The organism is Rhodococcus sp. WWJCD1, from assembly GCF_002258735.1.
Lineage (GTDB): Bacteria > Actinomycetota > Actinomycetes > Mycobacteriales > Mycobacteriaceae > Rhodococcoides.
In genome coordinates, this window is sequence record NZ_NOXY01000023.1 from 16662 (window position 1) to 33277 (window position 16616).

Here is a 16616-nt window from a genome sequence, read left to right on the forward strand (position 1 = left end):
CATGGACATCGGGGTAGTGCTGCAGTGCAATCCGCCGGCGTCCCGTGTGATCGATCTGGCCAGGCAGGCCGAGACACATGGGTTTTCGCACGTATGGACTTTCGATTCGCACTTGCTGTGGCAGGAGCCGTACGTCATCTACAGCCAGATTCTGGCCGCGACGAGGCGCGTGACGGTGGGCCCGATGGTCACCAATCCGGCTACGCGCGATTGGACGGTGACGGCATCGACATTCGCGACGCTCAACGACATGTTCGGCAATCGCACGGTGTGCGGTATCGGCCGTGGCGATTCCGCGGTTCGCGCTCTCGGCGGTAAGCCGACAACGCTTGCTGCGCTTCGAGAGTCGATCGAGGTGATCGGCAGTCTTGCGAACGGGCGGAGTGCCCGGGTCGGTGAGACGACAGTGCAGTTCCCGTGGGCAGAGCACTCGAGGCTGGAGGTGTGGGTGGCGGCGTACGGACCCAAAGCCCTCGAGCTCACCGGGCAGGTAGCGGACGGCTTCATCCTGCAGTTGGCCGATCCGGATATTGCTGCCTGGACGATCGGTCGAGTGCGTGCCGCGGCCGAGCAGGCGGGCCGCGATCCGGATTCGATCTCGATCTGTGTGGCAGCGCCCGCCTACGTCACCGACGGTACCGAGGCCGGCCTCGAACATGCCCGCGACCAATGTCGGTGGTTCGGTGGGATGGTCGGTAACCATGTCGCCGATATCGTCTCGCGTTACGGCGGCGATGGCGGTGGTGTTCCACAGGCACTCACCGACTACATCGCAGCGCGTACCGGGTACGACTACAACGAGCACGGTCGAGCAGGAAACTCGCACGCAGAATTCGTTCCGAACGAGGTGATCGACAGGTTCTGCCTGCTCGGCACCCCGGCCGATCACATCGCCAAGCTGAAGGAGCTGGAGGCACTCGGGGTCGACCAGTTCTCGGTCTACCTCCAGCACGACGCCAAGGCTGCGACGCTGGAGGCTTACGGAGAGAGCATCATTCCGCAGATCCGCAAGTCCGTGACGGCTACGTCGTGACCGGTGTTCTCGATCAGGCGGCGGTGGTAGCTCCTACTCCCGCCCGCTCGGCGCGAGGGCTTCGTCGACCGGTCATGGCGGTGGCCGCAATCGTGTTGCTTCTGGTGTTGTGGGAGCTGGTGAAAGTGCTCGTCCCCGAGAACGGCGTGAGTGTCGGCGGTGTGCGGGTGTTGCCGCGCACCGACGACGGCGCTCTGCCGCATGTGTGGTCGGTGCTGGCGGCGCTGACCGAGCCGGAGGTGAACGTTGCCGGGGCACGCAGTGTCGGCGCTGCGATCGTCTCGAGCGGACTGTTCACTTTCGGCCTTGCGGTGCTCGGATTCGTTCTGGGGGCGGTGGTCGGACTGGTGCTGGCTGTGGCCATGCAACGATTCGTGTGGGTGGAGCGGTCCGTCTTGCCCTACGTGATCGTCTCCCAGACGGTGCCGCTGATTGCGCTGGCACCGCTCGTCGCCGGCTGGGGCGGGAAGATCGCCATCGGCGGGTACGCCTGGCAGCCATGGATGAGTATCACCGTCATCGCGTCGTATCTCGCGTTCTTCCCGGTGGCGGTGGGGATGCTGCGCGGCCTACGTGCACCCGACCGGGCATCCCTGGATCTGATGCACAGTTACGCGGCCGGATGGTGGACCACGCTTCTGCGGCTACGGCTCCCGGCCTCGGTGCCGCACCTGATCCCGTCTCTGCGGCTGGCTGCCGCGGCCGCTGTGATCGGTGCTGTCGTTGCCGAGATCTCGACCGGAACCACCGGCGGTATCGGCAGGCAGATCATCGTGTTCTCGCAACAGGCGACAGGTGACGCGTCTCGTCTGTACGCAGCTGTTCTGGGTGCAGCGGTGCTCGGACTCGTGGTCACCGGATTGGTGGCCCTGCTCGATATCGCGCTGGGTCGATATGCGGGCCGTACTCCTGCGCGAAGGGCGGATTCATGACCGTGCATGCCGTTGACGTCGAGAGTGTCGGCAAGACGTTCGATGGGGGAGTGACAGCGCTGGACAATGTGTCGCTGTCGATCGCTCCCGGCGAATTCGTATCCCTGATAGGCCCTTCCGGCTGCGGCAAGTCGACGCTGCTTCGCGTCATCGCAGATCTCGAGCAACCCACCTCCGGTGCGGTGTCGGTGTTCGGTCTGACGGCACGGCAAGCTCGTGTCGAACAGAAGTACGGCATCGCATTTCAGCAGGCAGGGCTGCTCGATTGGCGAACTGTACAGTCGAACGTTGCGTTGCCGCTCGAGCTGCACAAGGTGTCCAAACGAGAACGCGCGGAACGGGTACGCGAACTGCTCGAACTCGTGGGACTCACCGATTTTGCCGACAGCTTTCCCAGTCAGTTGTCCGGCGGCATGCAGCAACGCGTGGCGATCGCTCGTGCATTGGCCCGAACGCCCGGACTGCTGCTGATGGACGAACCGTTCGGCGCTCTCGACGAGATGACGCGCGAGAAGATGCAGAACGATCTGTTGCGCATAGCCGAGGAGTCCAGTGCAGCGGTGGTGTTCGTGACCCACTCCATTCCCGAAGCGGTGTATCTGTCCGATCGAGTGGTCGTGATGTCGCCCAGGCCGGGCCGGATCGTGGACACGCTCACGATCGACACGTTCGACTCCGACGGTGACCCACGTGAATCGACGGGTTTCTTCGCTGCCATCACCTCGGTTCGGGATGCGCTGCACGGGCGCATAATTCGCGGTGCGGATCTCCGATGAAGGTCTGGCTGCCGCCGGTGGTGTTCGGCGTTGTCCTGCTCGGATTGTGGCAGCTGCTGACCGTCGTCGCCGGGGTACCGTCGTTCCTCCTTCCCTCACCGAGTGCGATTGCCGAGCAGTTCGCTCGTAACGTCGGCAACATCGGATCGGCAAGTGTGGCAACCGGAACCAATGCGTTGGTGGGACTGATCGCAGGATCGGTACTCGGTCTTGTCGCAGCGATGGTGGCCGTTCGCCTTCGCATCGTCGACGAGCTTCTCACTCCGCTGGCGGCGGGTGCCGCAGCGGTTCCCATCGTCGCCCTCGCTCCGGTGTTCAACTCGATGTTCTCCTCGACCACGGATCTACCCCGCCGCCTCGTCGTGACCATCGTCGTGTTCTTTCCGGTATTCGTCAGTGCGGCAAAAGGACTCCGTCAGGTATCGCCGGTGCATCAGGATTTGATGACATCGTATGCGGTCGGCGGCTGGCAGTTCACGCGCATCGTTCGCCTTCCGTCCGCGGTGCCACACATCTTCACCGGGTTGCGGGTTGCGGCTCCGAATGCTGTCATCGCTGCCATCATCTGCGAGTACTTCGGTGGACTGCAGAACGGTTTGGGGTCGCGGATCACCTCCGCCGCTGCGAACACCGCTTACCCCCGGGCATGGGCCTACGTCGTGGGTGCCATCGCAGTCGGGTTGCTCTTCTTTCTGGTCGTTCTCTTGCTCGAGAAGCTCGTGTCCCGCCGTCGTACCTAGGAGTTGAACGTGAAGATCACTCGAACCCCCCGACGCCTGCTGGCCGTCGTCATGGCACTGGCGGTAGTCGCCTCGGCCTGCAGCACCACCACCACCACGACCGAAACCGATGCCGGTGGCGACGGGAACACCACGATCAAGCTGCAATTGCAGTGGTTCAAACAGGGCCAGTTCGCGGGCTATCTGGCGGCCGTCGATCAGGGCTTCTACGCCGAGCAAGGACTGAACGTCGAAATATTGGACGGCGGAACGGATATCGTTCCGCAGACCGTGCTGGCGCAGGGACAGGCCGATTATGCCGTTGCCTGGGTGCCGAAAGCGCTCGCTTCCCGCGAGGCCGGGGCGGGCATCACCGACGTCGCTCAGATCTACCAGAAATCCGGCACGTTGCAGGTCTCGTTCAAGGATCAGAACATCGCCTCACCCGCCGACCTTCGCGGCAAGACCGTCGGAAACTGGGGCTACGGCAACGAATTCGAGTTGTTCGCAGGCATGACCCAAGCCGGGGTGAGTCCATCCGACGTGACGTTGGTGCAGCAGCAGTTCGACATGAACGGCCTACTGTCCGGCGACATTGCTGCCGCCCAAGCGATGTCGTACAACGAGTACGCCCAGCTGCTCGAGACCGTGAACCCTGCAACCGGAGCGCTGTACACGGCGGACGACTTCAGTTCGCTGAACTGGAACGACGACGGGGTTGCCATGTTGCAGGACGCGATCTGGGCCAATACCGACAAGCTCTCGGACGAGGCCTACCAGGATCAGACCGTCAAATTCTTGGCGGCCTCGCTGAAGGGCTGGATCTTCTGCCGAGACAACGTCGAGAAGTGCCGCGACATCACCGTCGCTGCGGGGTCCACACTCGGCGCGAGCCATCAGCTCTGGCAGGTCAACGAAGTCAACAAGTTGATCTGGCCGTCGGGTGAAGGCATCGGGATGATCGACGAGGCCGCCTGGCAGCAAACCGTGGACATCGCGAAGACCACGAAGAACGCCGAGGGCTCGACGGTGCTCACCGCTGATCCCGATGCCGAGGCCTACACCAACGAGTACGTCGGCAAGGCATTGGATTTGTTGAAGGCCGACGGTGTGGACGTCACCGGAGAGTCGTACGCTCCGATGGAGGTCACACTGGAGGAAGGCGGCAAGTAGATGGATCACGTGTTCTACTCCTGGTCGGCGCAGGCCGAACTGAACCCGATCACCGTCGAAGGAGCCGAGGGGTCGTGGTTCTGGGACGACAAGGGCAAGCGATATCTGGACTTCTCTTCCCAATTGGTCAACGTCAATCTCGGGCATCAACACCCCGACGTGGTGGCCGCCATCGTCGAACAGGCCCAGGTGCTGACCACTATTTCTCCGACCGTGGCCAACAACAAGCGCAGTGAACTCGCCACGCTGATCGCCGAACGAGCCCCGGGTGATCTGAACCGGGTGTTCTTCACGACCGGAGGCGCAGAAGCCGTCGAACATGCGGTGCGGCTGGCGCGACAGCACACCGGGCGCACGAAGATGCTCGCCGCGTATCGGTCGTATCACGGAGGAACCGGGGTCGCGATCGGTCTCACCGGTGAGCCGCGGCGATGGGGCACCGAGCCGACCAATGTCGACGTCGTACGCTTCTTCGGGCCGTATCCGTACCGGTCGCCCTGGGGCACAACGACTCCCGAAGAGGAGACGGCCGCAGCACTGGCACACCTCGAACAGGTCATCGTGCTCGAAGGTGCGCAGAACATCGCCGGACTGATCCTGGAATCGGTCATCGGCACCAACGGTGTGCTGATCCCGCCGCCCGGATATCTGGCCGGCGTTCGGGCGTTGTGCGACAAGTACGGGATCGTCTACATCGCCGACGAAGTGATGGTCGGGTTCGGGCGAATCGGCGAATGGTTCGCATGCCAGGCCTGGGATGTGACACCGGATCTGATCACGTTCGCCAAGGGCGTCAACTCCGGATACGTACCCCTCGGCGGGGTCGTGATCTCGGAGAAGATCGCCTCGCAGTTCGACCACAAAGCCTATCCGGGCGGGTTGACCTACTCCGGCCACGTGCTCGGGTGCGCCGCGGGCGTGGCATCCATCGGAGTGTTCGAGCGCGACAAAATCCTTCCGCACGTGCGTCACGTCGGCGAGGACGTACTGGGTGCGGGCCTGTCCAAGCTGGCCGAATCTCATCCCAGTGTGGGCGAGGTGCGCGGCAAGGGATTCTTCTGGGCCGTCGAGCTGGTCAAGGACGGCACGACCCGAGAGCCGCTGGTGCCTTTCGCCGCGTCGGGCAAGGATGCGGCGGCAATGGGCACGGTGACCGCCGCGGCGAAGTCACGGGGTCTGTGGCCCTTCGTCGCCGGAAATCGACTCCAGATCGCGCCGCCGCTGACGACGTCCGAGGACGAAATTCGTCAGGGACTGGAAATCCTCGACGAGGTTCTGACGGTGGCAGACGGGTTCACCGTCGACGGGTGATCAGAGCACAGCACCCGGGTTGAGAATGCCCGCCGGGTCGAGAGCGGTCTTGATGCGGCGGGTCAGTTCCATGACGTCTTCTCCGACTTGATCGGGCAGCCAGGCCTTCTTGAGGCGACCGACGCCGTGTTCTCCGGTGATGGTGCCGCCCAACGAAATTGCGAGATCCATGATCGCGCCGAAGGCGACGTTGGCTCGGCGGGTCATGTCTGCGTCCTCGGGGTCGAACACGATCAGCGGGTGGGTATTGCCGTCTCCGGCGTGCGCGATGACGGCAACCAGTACGTCGTATTTCGCGGACAGTTCAGCTATTCCATCGACGAGGGCCGGGAGGGCAGGCAGCGGAACACCGACATCCTCGAGCAGCAGGCTGCCGAGTCGTTCGACGGCGGGAATGGCGAATCGCCGTGCGGCAGCGAAGGCCTCACCCTCGTCGGGGTCGTCGGTGGTGAAGACATCCGAGGCACCGGCCTCGGTGCACGCGGCCGCCATGATCTCGATTTCGCGCCCCCGATCGGCACCTGGTGAGTCGGACCGAGCGATCAGCATCGCTGCTGCCTCGCGGTCGAGTCCCATGTTCATGGCGTCCTCGACGGCACCGATGGACGCGCGGTCCATGAATTCGAGCATGGAGGGCCGCAAGGTACGGGTGATGGCCAGAATCGCAGTCGTTGCATCGTGCACCGACGCGAACGAGGCGACCACGGTGCTGGCCGGAGGCTGTGCCGGGATCAGTCGCAGGGTGATCTCGGTGATGATGCCCAGGGTGCCCTCGGATCCGACGAAGAGCTTCGCAAGTGACAGTCCGGCAACATCTTTCAAGCGTGGTCCGCCGAGCCGGACGGCAGTTCCGTCGGCGAGGACGACCTCGAGTCCGAGAACGTAGTCGGTGGTGACGCCGTACTTAACGCAGCACAGCCCGCCGGCGTTGGTGGCCGCATTGCCGCCGATGGAACACATCTCGAACGACGACGGATCCGGTGGGTACCACAGACCGTGTTCGGCGACTGCCTTCTTGACTTCGGCGTTGAGCAGCCCGGGTTGTACGACGGCTATGCGGGTCACCGGATCGACGGTGATCTCGCGCATCAACTCCGTGGTGAGCACGATTCCGCCGTCGACAGCGGTGGCACCGCCGGACAATCCCGAACCGGCACCGCGCGGAACGACCGCCACGTTGTGTTCGGTGGCCCAGCGCATGACGGCACGAACGTCCTCGGTCGACTGAGCGCGCACAACGGCCAGCGGGGTACCTGCGTCGGGGTCCTTGGCCCAATCGCGTCGGTATCCCTCGGTGATGTCCGGGTCGGTGACCACGGCACCGGCAGGAAGCAGGGATTCGAGTTCGGTCAGTCGGGCATCTGCATCCGTCGTCACCGACATCCGGTTCTCCTCACGTCGAAAATGTGACCGTCGCCACTCGAGTCTGTCATGGCCTCGGGTGCGGCGCGGACGAGGGATGCCTTCGCCGATGTCGAGTCACATCAGTAACACCAGCCTCAGGCGTTACCAGATCGATGCGTCGTCGACACGCAATCTTGTAGTTCGCCACGCTAGCGTCCAGCGCAGCGAACCTCGCGCCCCGTGTGACGCGAGTCGACAAGGAGGCTGCACCATGATCGATCCCGGAAGTGACTCCTGGAACTACGTGGCGGCGATGTTCTCGTACGAATTCCTGGGTGGCGGAGTCGAATACGACACCATCGAGCGGATCCATCGAGGTGAAATCGACGAGTGGGTCCAGGCCTTGGCGCACTCCGGGCTGTTCGAGAAAGCCACCGTGTCGCACATTGCGGACTCGTGGCGGGCGGCGCCGCGCCAGTTGTTCGACATGCTCGTCCTCGACGCGGACGAGATGACCGCACGACGATGCTCCCTGGCGTGGTCGTCACTCGACCGGCTGGCTCCACTGGCCCGTCTGGGTTGATCTGCGTTCAGCCACCCAGAATCCGTGTCCCCGAATCATCGACAACGATGGCCTGTTCGTCGGTCAGACCGTGACAGCACACGCCATCGCGGCGCAAGCGTTGCAGAGTAGCCCATCCCGAATCATTTTCGTCCAGAACGGAATTCAGGTGGGGGACGATCGAGAAGTCGACCAGATTCAGTCCGTCCCATACCGTATCGATGCCAGTGGCGGGTCGAACCTCGTCGGGGTCGTCCGCGTCCTCGACTCCGATCAGTGACGGAGCCGCCACGCATGCACCTGCGCTGTAGCCGCCGTAGGCGATCGAGTTCCCGCGAACACGCTCGCTCAGAATGTCGTCTGCGCCCGAGCGGGCGAGCTGGGCGCGCAGGACGAACGTGTTGCCGCCGCGCACCCATACCGCACCGAATCCTTCGAGGGCACGCTCGAACGCTGCCGGCCGACCCGCGTATTCGCGTAGATCCACCTCTACCGGTCGATACCCGAGAGCGCGCAGCGGACCGAACTCGCTGCGGAGCGAGGATTCGCGCGCCGCGGCGGGCCACGCGTCCGACGCGTTCGCGATGACGGCGAGATCCGAGGGCGGCCCGGTGAGTTGGACGAAGGCGGCGGAGTGACCGCTGAATCGGTACGACGACAGGAACAGTTTCACGCCGGCGGTTCTCCGTTCAGCCGAGTCAGCCCGACGCGGACGGCGTCCGCGACACGATCGGGCTCGCGCAGGCGACGCGTGACGAATCCGGCCGCGAACCGCATTCGATCACGGTGCCACCTCGGCACTACGTGAAGGTGCAGATGAAAGACCGTCTGGAAGGCAGCCTTGCCGTCGTTGATCACAAGGTTTGCTCCATCGGCGCGCAGGTTCGAGTACCGCACCGCGCGCGCCAGGGTGTGCCCGACGCGAAACACCTCGGCGGCCGCGTCCGGATGGCTCGAGTTCAGGTCGGTGGCGTGCTCGCGCGGAACGACGAGGAGGTGACCACGACTGATCGGCCGAATGTCGAGAAAGGCGACGGTGTGGTCGTTCTCGAATACGCGGTGCGCGGGCGCGTCCCCCGCGACGATGGCACAGAAGATGCAAGATTCCACGGGTGTCACTGTAGGGTCCGATCATCAGCGATAGACCAGTGTGACGTGCAACACAAATGCGCGTCCCGTAGTCGGGGAATGTCGAACGGACTCGATTCAGAACGAATCGGACAATGTTCCGGGCTACCCGCGGTCTGTTTCCTCTGGCTACTATCAGGGACCTTGTGCCTTGTCGCATGGGTTCGTCCACTCGTCGCAAGTTCGGGGCCGTTGGCCGACATGTGGACACCATTCAACGCAGGAAGACGGAGATTTGGATACATCGCAGAGCACGGAGAAGGGTTCGGGATCCACGACAGTCGTCGGTGTGGTTCGGGAATCGGGGGAGGGCGAGCGTCGTGTCGCTCTGGTGCCCAAGATCGTTGCGTCCCTGACGGGCAAGGGCGTAGAGATCGTCGTGGAATCGGGTGCCGGTCTCGGCGCTCTGATTCCGGACGAACTGTATGTTGCCGCCGGAGCGACGATCGGTGATCCATGGTCGGCGGATGTCGTCGTCAAGGTCGCGCCGCCGTCCGATGCCGAGATTGCCAAGCTGACGTCCGGTTCGACGCTCATCGGATTCTTGGCACCGCGCAACGCGGAGAACAGCATCGGCGCATTGAAGGCTGCAGGCGTGCAGGCCTTTGCCGTGGAAGCGATTCCCCGTATCTCGCGCGCCCAGGTGATGGACGCGCTGTCCTCGCAGGCCAACGTTGCGGGCTACAAGGCCGTGCTGTTGGCGGCCTCGGAATCGACCAGATTCTTCCCGATGTTGACCACCGCCGCGGGCACCGTCAAGCCCGCGACCGTGCTGGTCCTCGGCGTCGGGGTGGCGGGTCTGCAAGCGTTGGCTACCGCCAAGCGTCTCGGCGGCCGACCGACCGGGTACGACGTGCGTCCTGAGGTGGCAGATCAGGTTCGATCCGTCGGCGCACAGTGGCTCGATCTCGGGATCGACGCAGCCGGTGAGGGCGGATACGCGCGTGAGCTGACCGAAGACGAGCGTGTGCAACAGCAGAAGGCGCTCGAAGAAGCCATCAAGGGCTTCGACGTGGTCATCACCACTGCACTGGTACCCGGCCGACCCGCGCCCCGGCTGGTCACCGCCGCAGCTGTCGAAGGGATGAAGCCCGGCAGTGTCGTCGTCGACCTTGCCGGCGAGACGGGCGGAAACTGTGAACTCACCGAGCCCGGTCAGACCGTCGTCAAGCACGACGTCACCATCTGCTCCCCGTTGAACCTCCCGGCCTCGATGCCCGAGCACGCCAGCGAGCTGTACTCGAAGAACATCTCGGCACTGCTCGAACTCATGTTGGTCGACGGCAAGCTCGCCCCCGATTTTTCGGACGAGGTCCTTGCCGGTGCCTGCGTGACACGTGAGAAGGAGAACTGATGTACACCCCGCTGCTCGCGAACATCGCGATCCTGGTGCTCTCCGGGTTCGTCGGCTTCGCGGTGATTTCCAAGGTGCCCAACACCTTGCACACCCCACTGATGTCGGGAACCAATGCCATCCACGGCATCGTGGTGCTCGGTGCCCTCGTCGTACTCGGGAAGGTCGAGGACCCCTCGATCGGCCTGCAGGTCATTCTGTTCGTCGCGCTTGTGTTCGGAACAGTGAACGTCATCGGTGGATTTGTGGTCACCGACCGCATGCTCGGCATGTTCAAGTCCAAGCCGGTGCCTGCCGAGACCTCGAAGGGTGCTGACTCCTGATGGACAATCTCGTCAACATTCTCTACATCGTCGCCTTCGGCATGTTCATCTACGGCCTGATGGGTCTGACCGGCCCGAAGACCGCCGTGCGCGGCAACCAGATCGCTGCAGTCGGCATGTTCGTCGCCGTCGTGGCGACGCTCATCTCCATTCGCGACACCGAGAACTGGATCCTGATCATCGTCGGACTCGTCGTCGGCGTCGCGCTCGGAATCCCGCCGGCACGCAAGGTGAAGATGACTGCGATGCCGCAGCTGGTGGCGCTGTTCAACGGCGTCGGCGGTGGCACTGTCGCATTGATCGCGTGGGCCGAGTTCCTCGACACGTCCGGGTTCTCGAGCTTCAACCACGGTGAATCGCCGACGGTGCACATCGTCATCGGCTCGCTGTTCGCGGCGATCATCGGTTCGATCTCGTTCTGGGGCTCGCTCATCGCATTCCTCAAGCTGCAGGAAACTCTGCCCGGCTCGCCCATCACCATCGGCAAGCTGCAGCAGCCGCTCAATGCCCTGCTGCTCATCGGTGCGGTTGCCGCTGCGGTGGTCATCGGCATCAACGCCACTCCGGGCGGCGGAGTATCGCAGTGGTGGATCGTCGCGGTTCTGGTGCTCGCGGGCATCCTCGGCCTGACAGTGGTGCTGCCGATCGGCGGCGCGGACATGCCGGTGGTCATCTCGCTGCTCAACGCTCTGACGGGCTTGTCGGCGGCGGCCGCCGGTCTGGCGCTGAACAACACGGCAATGATCGTCGCGGGCATGATCGTCGGTGCGTCCGGCACGATTTTGACCAACCTCATGGCCAAGGCGATGAACCGTTCCATCCCGGCGATCGTCGCCGGTGGATTCGGCGGCGGCGATGCTGCTGCCGGTCCGGCCGGTGCAAGCGGCGGAACGGTCAAGGCAACGTCCGCAGCCGACGCCGCGATCCAGATGGCCTACGCCAACCAGGTCATCGTCGTACCCGGATACGGTCTGGCTGTTGCGCAGGCGCAGCACGCGGTCAAGGACATGGCCAAGTTGCTGGAGTCGAAGGGCGTCGAGGTCAAGTACGCCATTCACCCCGTCGCCGGTCGCATGCCGGGTCACATGAACGTGTTGCTCGCCGAGGCCGACGTCGCGTACGACGCGATGAAGGAAATGGACGACATCAACGACGAGTTCTCCCGCACCGACGTCACGTTGGTCATCGGCGCGAACGACGTGACCAATCCCGCGGCGCGCAACGACCCGTCGAGCCCGATTCACGGGATGCCGATCCTGAACGTCGATCAGTCGAAGTCGGTCATCGTTCTCAAGCGATCGATGTCGTCCGGATTCGCGGGCATCGAGAACCCTCTGTTCTTCGCCGAGGGCACGTCGATGTTGTTCGGTGACGCAAAGAAGTCGGTCTCGGAGGTGACCGAGGAGCTCAAGGCTCTCTAGCTACGACCTCAGCTCCGACCAGGTGGGACGCTTCAGGCATCGGTTCTCGATGTCAACGGAAGCGTCCCATCTTGCGTTGGACGGCCAGCGCTGCCGTATCCAGCGGGTTGCGCGCTTCGCGAGCAGCGGCATCGGGGGAGTAGAGCATGACGATCGAGCATGCAGGCCACCACACGAAGACGACCAGCAGTGCGCTCGCGATCCCGACGATCGATGCAGCTCCGGTGATCAGGGCCGCCGCTGCCACCGCAAGTGTCGCCGCACTACCCAGACCGAGGACCACGGGTCGCCACGCTGTGGAGGCCACCATGGACGCGGCACCGAGCAATGCTGCCGTCGCAACGAGCTGCCCGTAGGGGAGCGCGGTGGACGAGACGGACGCTCCGGCGAATTCACGAGCGAGCTCGCCGGTCACCACTGCCCCGATGGTGCAGGCGATCACCACCCCGATTCCGTACGGCAGTTTCCGTAGCAACGCGACCGCGGCGAGGACGGCGACGGCAATCAACACCGTGGTCACGTCGATCGCATCGAGCGCGGCGGTGGCCAGTGCTGCGACCGGCGACGTATCCGCAGACGCGGGCGATGGCACCTGCGGTGTCGAGATCACCAGCACCAGTAGAGCGGTTGCCGAGAAACCCGACACTGCCGCTCGCGCGGCGATCGCTCGTCGGCGCAGATGTGCCGAGATACCGCCGAGTGCTGTGGTGCTTCCTGTTCGACGGGATGCTTGGATCGGTCCGCTCTCGAGGCTCGACGGTGACATGACAGCCACAGTGCCCGATCAGCCTGAACGCCGCGTGTGAGGAACTCGAGAACGCCCTGATGGTTTCGCGGTAACGTTTCGATCACAGCACCACTTCAGGACTCGGTGTCGGTCTCCCGTCGAGGATGACCTCGCTCGAACCCGCTGCAGGTCGGCAGAATGGCCTCAATGCGGGTGAGAGGAATGTTTTCGCGCGCTGGAACAGTGTTCGAGCCTGTATCCGGCTCGGGCTTCATCCCGGGCATATGTCCGGTTCTGAACGATCGACTCCAGCGCTCTCAGAGGCATCGGGCCGTCTACCTGGGCAAAGTTCTGTCCGTTGTCCCCGGTCACAGTAATTCGTAACGCGAACTATGACTTCGTTGCAAGACGTTGATTGGATGGGTAGATCTGTGTGACGATAGTCACATAGTCCAGCTCACCTAGGGCGAGACCGACCAAAAGGGCGTAGTTTCAGCCGCATCGGAAAACCGTGTTCCGCCGTTACAGGCAACTTGATAACGATCTGAACACGGTCTCGAGTACCCGTCGAACGCGGGTATCGCCACGTATCGGACGCCGAAAACTCGAAGGAGAAGAACATGACCGCAATGTCTCAGGGACAGCTCGATATGGTCCGCGCGTTCTTTTGCAACGAGTTCCAAGCGGGCTCTCTCGATCGGTCCGTCATGCCCGAGCCTACCGCCGACGCCGTGACCGAGTGGATCCATGCGTTGGCCAGCAGTGGACTCTTCGCCCCGGCCGAGGTGCGCAATATTTCCTCGGTCTGGAACGCGGAGCCGGACGCGCTGGTTGCTTTGCTTGTCGGTGAAGTGGACGAGATCGCCGTCAGGCGTCACGGCGCGTCGGTGCCTGCAGCCGCTATCGCTACTCCGGCGCTGATCTCGGCCTTCGAACGCGCCAGCTGACTCTCGGTGTCTCGGCCCTCGAAAGGGCTGCGCTTCGCTACGATCATCCGATTGGATGACGGCAGTCGACGATCTTTCGTCGCGCAGCGAAATGAGGGCACTGGATGGGCGTAGTGGGACTGGACGAAGATGCGGTGTCGACCTGGATCGCAGGATTGGGAATCGGCGCTACGTCCCCGCTGACCTATCGTCGAATCGGAAACGGGCAGTCGAATCTCACGTTCGAGGTGCGTGACGCGGGAGGGTCCGCCTGGGTTCTTCGTCGGCCACCGCTCGGACACCTGCTGGCCTCGGCGCACGACGTGGTGCGCGAACATCGAATTCTTTCGGGTTTGCAGAACACTGCGGTGCCGGTTCCGAAAATGATTGCGGTGACCGAGGATTCGTCGATCTCCGATGTTCCTCTGGTGCTGATGAGTTTCGTGGACGGTGTTGTGGTCGATTCGGTCGCGGTGGCCGAGCAACTCGACATCGACCACCGTCGCCGAGTCGGGCTCGGGCTGACCGTAGCGCTCGCCGATATTCACCGCGTCGATCTCGAGTCGTCCGGTCTGGCCGACCTGGCAAGCCACAAGCCCTACGCCGCTCGTCAACTGGCCCGATGGACCAAGCAATGGGAGTCCTCGCGCACCCGGGACGTACCTGGCATCGATTCTCTCGCAGCCCGACTCGCAGCCGGCATTCCGAACCAGCACGAAGTGACCGTGGTGCACGGAGATTTTCACCTCAGCAACGTCATCACCTCCCGCGACGACGGTCGAGTCGCTGCGGTCGTCGACTGGGAGCTGTGCACTCTCGGGGATCCGCTGGCCGACCTCGGCGGACTGCTGGCCTACTGGCCGCAAGCCGACGACGGGGTCGCGGGCCCGTTCATGGCATCGACTTTGCCCGGATTCCCCACCAGGGCCGAGCTCGTCGAGTCGTACGCTCAGCACACGGGGCGCGATGTCTCCGACGTCGGATTCTGGCAGGTGTTGGCGCTGTGGAAGCTCGCGATCATCGCCGAAGGCGTCATGCGACGAATGGAAGCAGACTCACGAAACAGAGCGATCGCGGGCGGGCCCACCACGACTCTCATCGACGACATCGTCACCCGTGCGGTGAACACCGCCGACGAGATCGGCCTGTAGACCGTCAGCTCGCGGAGGTTCCGATCACCAGAGTGCGTGCTGCGCTTTCGATCTCGGGTGGGATCGCGACAGGTCTGCGCGTGACGCCGTCGACGTAGACGTGCACGAAACGACCCCGGGCTGCCAGTTCCAGCGCATCGTCTTTGGCTTCCCGGAACAGCGCGAGCGAGTACACGATGCTGCGGGTACCCAACTTCTCGACGGCCAGGCCGACCTGAAGGCGATCCGGAAAACTCAACTCGGACAGGTAACGACACGACGTTTCCGCCACCACACCGATCGCCGGGAGTTCTCGAATGTCCACACCCGTCGTCTCCATCAACCAGCCGTTGACGGCAGTGTCGAAATACGCGTAGTAGGTGACGTTGTTGACGTGGCCGTAATGGTCGTTGTCGTCCCACCGCGTCGGCACCGGCCACATTGCCGGAAAATCCGACGCACGAGACAACTCCGCACTTTCGTTCACCTGATCCGCCATGAACGAGACCTTAGCCAGTCTCCTCGGGCGCAGTAGCGATCGGGGACTGCCGCCGCAGGATCGTCCGCACGACGAGCCCGACGACCAACGCCCAGAAGGCGGACCCGATTCCTGCGAACGTCAGGCCGGATGCGGCGACGAGGAACGTCAGAACGGTCGCTTCCCTGTCCGAGGCGTGTTCGAGTGCTCCGAACAGCGACGCGGCGAGGGTTCCCAGCAGGGCAAGTCCGGCAACGGTTTCCACCACTCCGGCCGGTGCTGCGGCCACCAGGGTCGCCAGAGCCGTGGCCAGCAGAGCGAGAACCAGATACGAGCAACCGGCGGAGAACGCCGCGATCCATCGCCGCTTCGGATCCGGATGTGCGCCGGGATTGGCCGACAACGCCGCACTGATCGCCGCGAGATTGATCGTGTGGCCGCCGGCGAATGCACCCAGGACGGTGCCGGTTCCGGTGACCGTCATCGACGCACGCCACGGGATTCGGAATCCGAACGACGCCATGACCGTGGTGCCAGGAATGTTCTGCGACGCCATCGTGACGATGTACAGCGGAACCGCGATCCCTATCGTGGCCTGCCAGGTCCAGTGCGGAACCGTCCAGTCGATTCCGGGAACGAGATCGGACGTCGCGATCGAGGTGCCGCTACCGATCAGGTCTGCGGCGATGACAGCGGCCGCGGCAACGAACGCTGCGGGCACTGCCCAGCGGGTGCTGAAACGGAGAACCACGAGCCAGACGACCGCCACCGGCGCTATCAGCGCGGGGGAGTCGGCGAACGCGGCCACCGGTGCCGAGCACAGGGGTAGAAGAACACCGGCCAACATTGCTTGGGCAAGAGGCACTGGAATTCTCGAGACCAGCGCACCCAGTCGGGGCCACAGGCCCGTCAGGACGATCAGGATCCCGACCGTGACGAACGCGCCGACGGCGGCGGGCCACCCTCCCGCCACGACGCCGGTTCCGGCCAGCAGCGCCGCACCGGGCGTCGACCACGCCAAGGTGATGGGCTGTCGGTATCGGCGGGCCAGCCACATCATGCCCAGTGCCTGCGTCACGCACAGCGCCGACAATCCGGACGCCGCCTCTGCCGGGGTGGCACCGACCGCACGCAGGCCGGTCAGCACGACGGCGAAGGAGCTCGTGAAGCCCACCAGTGAGGCCACGATTCCGGCACTGATGGGAGTCGAGAGTGGAGTCGGTCCGTAGGCGGAATCGGCAGCGGTCACGAGTGTCGATCATGCACGGTGGGCCGCGGT

18 protein-coding genes are annotated in these 16616 nt (G+C 64.0%); 12 read left to right on the plus strand and 6 right to left on the minus strand.

The window, feature by feature from the left end; translation table 11 throughout:
• The first annotated feature begins 1 nt into the window (after position 1).
• The 6 genes from CH286_RS16460 to CH286_RS16485 are packed head-to-tail and all read left to right on the plus strand — an operon-like array spanning position 2 to position 5944.
• Positions 2 to 1033 (plus strand): TIGR03842 family LLM class F420-dependent oxidoreductase, encoded by a 1032-nt coding sequence (locus tag CH286_RS16460; protein WP_037154594.1) that lies wholly within the window; start codon positions 2 to 4, stop codon positions 1031 to 1033.
• Positions 1030 to 1965, plus strand: coding sequence for an ABC transporter permease (locus CH286_RS16465; protein WP_094609785.1), 936 nt, complete (start codon positions 1030 to 1032; stop codon positions 1963 to 1965). Before CH286_RS16460 ends, CH286_RS16465 begins: the two co-directional genes overlap by 4 nt.
• Positions 1962 to 2741 (plus strand): ABC transporter ATP-binding protein, encoded by a 780-nt coding sequence (locus tag CH286_RS16470; protein WP_032378929.1) that lies wholly within the window; start codon positions 1962 to 1964, stop codon positions 2739 to 2741. Before CH286_RS16465 ends, CH286_RS16470 begins: the two co-directional genes overlap by 4 nt.
• Entirely contained in the window at positions 2738 to 3481 is a 744-nt protein-coding gene (locus CH286_RS16475; protein WP_037154589.1) for an ABC transporter permease, read from the plus strand. Before CH286_RS16470 ends, CH286_RS16475 begins: the two co-directional genes overlap by 4 nt.
• Before the next feature lie 9 nt (positions 3482 to 3490).
• Entirely contained in the window at positions 3491 to 4633 is a 1143-nt protein-coding gene (locus CH286_RS16480; RefSeq protein WP_094609808.1) for an ABC transporter substrate-binding protein, read from the plus strand.
• Entirely contained in the window at positions 4634 to 5944 is a 1311-nt protein-coding gene (locus tag CH286_RS16485; RefSeq protein ID WP_094609786.1) for an aspartate aminotransferase family protein, read from the plus strand.
• Here CH286_RS16485 and CH286_RS16490 read toward each other — a convergent pair whose 3' ends face one another.
• The gene (locus tag CH286_RS16490) at positions 5945 to 7327 is read right to left on the minus strand and encodes an FAD-binding oxidoreductase (protein ID WP_032378925.1); all 1383 of its coding nucleotides are present in this window, start codon (positions 7325 to 7327) and stop codon (positions 5945 to 5947) included.
• Between the two features lie 232 nt (positions 7328 to 7559).
• On the opposite strand from CH286_RS16490, the gene CH286_RS16495 reads away from it, so the two are divergent.
• The gene (locus CH286_RS16495; RefSeq protein WP_032378924.1) at positions 7560 to 7871 is read left to right on the plus strand and encodes a hypothetical protein; all 312 of its coding nucleotides are present in this window, start codon (positions 7560 to 7562) and stop codon (positions 7869 to 7871) included.
• Positions 7872 to 7878: 7 nt separating this feature from the next.
• Here the strand turns inward: CH286_RS16495 and CH286_RS16500 are convergent, their stop codons facing one another.
• Together CH286_RS16500 and CH286_RS16505 are read right to left on the minus strand one after the other, a co-directional pair.
• Positions 7879 to 8523, minus strand: coding sequence for a Type 1 glutamine amidotransferase-like domain-containing protein (locus CH286_RS16500; protein WP_094609787.1), 645 nt, complete (start codon positions 8521 to 8523; stop codon positions 7879 to 7881).
• On the minus strand, positions 8520 to 8960 hold the full coding sequence (locus tag CH286_RS16505) for an HIT family protein (protein WP_094609788.1): 441 nt from the start codon (positions 8958 to 8960) through the stop codon (positions 8520 to 8522). Before CH286_RS16505 ends, CH286_RS16500 begins: the two co-directional genes overlap by 4 nt.
• A gap of 253 nt (positions 8961 to 9213) precedes the next feature.
• Between CH286_RS16505 and CH286_RS16510 the strand changes: the two genes are divergently transcribed.
• The 3 genes from CH286_RS16510 to CH286_RS16520 are packed head-to-tail and all read left to right on the plus strand — an operon-like array spanning position 9214 to position 12076.
• A complete protein-coding gene (locus tag CH286_RS16510) occupies positions 9214 to 10332 on the plus strand; it encodes a Re/Si-specific NAD(P)(+) transhydrogenase subunit alpha (protein ID WP_032378921.1) in 1119 nt (372 codons plus the stop codon).
• A complete protein-coding gene (locus CH286_RS16515) occupies positions 10332 to 10655 on the plus strand; it encodes an NAD(P) transhydrogenase subunit alpha (RefSeq protein ID WP_032378920.1) in 324 nt (107 codons plus the stop codon). The genes CH286_RS16510 and CH286_RS16515 overlap by 1 nt, the downstream gene beginning before the upstream one ends.
• Positions 10655 to 12076, plus strand: a complete 1422-nt coding sequence (locus CH286_RS16520; protein WP_032402893.1) for an NAD(P)(+) transhydrogenase (Re/Si-specific) subunit beta — start codon at positions 10655 to 10657, stop codon at positions 12074 to 12076. Before CH286_RS16515 ends, CH286_RS16520 begins: the two co-directional genes overlap by 1 nt.
• 52 nt (positions 12077 to 12128) lie before the next feature.
• Here the strand turns inward: CH286_RS16520 and CH286_RS16525 are convergent, their stop codons facing one another.
• Positions 12129 to 12842: a hypothetical protein gene (locus CH286_RS16525; protein ID WP_094609789.1), complete on the minus strand. Its 714-nt coding sequence runs from the start codon at positions 12840 to 12842 to the stop codon at positions 12129 to 12131.
• 581 nt (positions 12843 to 13423) lie between these two features.
• Here CH286_RS16525 and CH286_RS16530 point away from each other — a divergent pair.
• On the plus strand, positions 13424 to 13750 hold the full coding sequence (locus tag CH286_RS16530) for a hypothetical protein (RefSeq protein ID WP_141215854.1): 327 nt from the start codon (positions 13424 to 13426) through the stop codon (positions 13748 to 13750).
• Between the two features lie 104 nt (positions 13751 to 13854).
• A complete protein-coding gene (locus tag CH286_RS16535) occupies positions 13855 to 14880 on the plus strand; it encodes a phosphotransferase family protein (protein ID WP_094609791.1) in 1026 nt (341 codons plus the stop codon).
• A gap of 4 nt (positions 14881 to 14884) precedes the next feature.
• On the opposite strand, the gene CH286_RS16540 is transcribed toward CH286_RS16535, so the two are convergent.
• Together CH286_RS16540 and CH286_RS16545 are read right to left on the minus strand one after the other, a co-directional pair.
• The gene (locus CH286_RS16540; RefSeq protein WP_094609792.1) at positions 14885 to 15358 is read right to left on the minus strand and encodes an acyl-CoA thioesterase; all 474 of its coding nucleotides are present in this window, start codon (positions 15356 to 15358) and stop codon (positions 14885 to 14887) included.
• 10 nt (positions 15359 to 15368) lie between these two features.
• Entirely contained in the window at positions 15369 to 16586 is a 1218-nt protein-coding gene (locus tag CH286_RS16545; protein ID WP_032402890.1) for a benzoate/H(+) symporter BenE family transporter, read from the minus strand.
• Positions 16587 to 16616: the final 30 nt, after the last annotated feature.

Coding starts and splice junctions, on each gene's coding strand:
- CH286_RS16460 (WP_037154594.1), top strand. CDS start 2: ATGGACATCGGGGTAGTGCTGCAGTGCAATCCGCCGGCGTCCCGTGTG.
- CH286_RS16470 (WP_032378929.1), top strand. CDS start 1,962: ATGACCGTGCATGCCGTTGACGTCGAGAGTGTCGGCAAGACGTTCGAT.
- CH286_RS16475 (WP_037154589.1), top strand. CDS start 2,738: ATGAAGGTCTGGCTGCCGCCGGTGGTGTTCGGCGTTGTCCTGCTCGGA.
- CH286_RS16485 (WP_094609786.1), top strand. CDS start 4,634: ATGGATCACGTGTTCTACTCCTGGTCGGCGCAGGCCGAACTGAACCCG.
- CH286_RS16490 (WP_032378925.1), bottom strand. CDS start 7,327: ATGTCGGTGACGACGGATGCAGATGCCCGACTGACCGAACTCGAATCC.
- CH286_RS16495 (WP_032378924.1), top strand. CDS start 7,560: ATGATCGATCCCGGAAGTGACTCCTGGAACTACGTGGCGGCGATGTTC.
- CH286_RS16515 (WP_032378920.1), top strand. CDS start 10,332: ATGTACACCCCGCTGCTCGCGAACATCGCGATCCTGGTGCTCTCCGGG.
- CH286_RS16520 (WP_032402893.1), top strand. CDS start 10,655: ATGGACAATCTCGTCAACATTCTCTACATCGTCGCCTTCGGCATGTTC.
- CH286_RS16525 (WP_094609789.1), bottom strand. CDS start 12,842: ATGTCACCGTCGAGCCTCGAGAGCGGACCGATCCAAGCATCCCGTCGA.
- CH286_RS16530 (WP_141215854.1), top strand. CDS start 13,424: ATGACCGCAATGTCTCAGGGACAGCTCGATATGGTCCGCGCGTTCTTT.
- CH286_RS16535 (WP_094609791.1), top strand. CDS start 13,855: ATGGGCGTAGTGGGACTGGACGAAGATGCGGTGTCGACCTGGATCGCA.
- CH286_RS16540 (WP_094609792.1), bottom strand. CDS start 15,358: ATGGCGGATCAGGTGAACGAAAGTGCGGAGTTGTCTCGTGCGTCGGAT.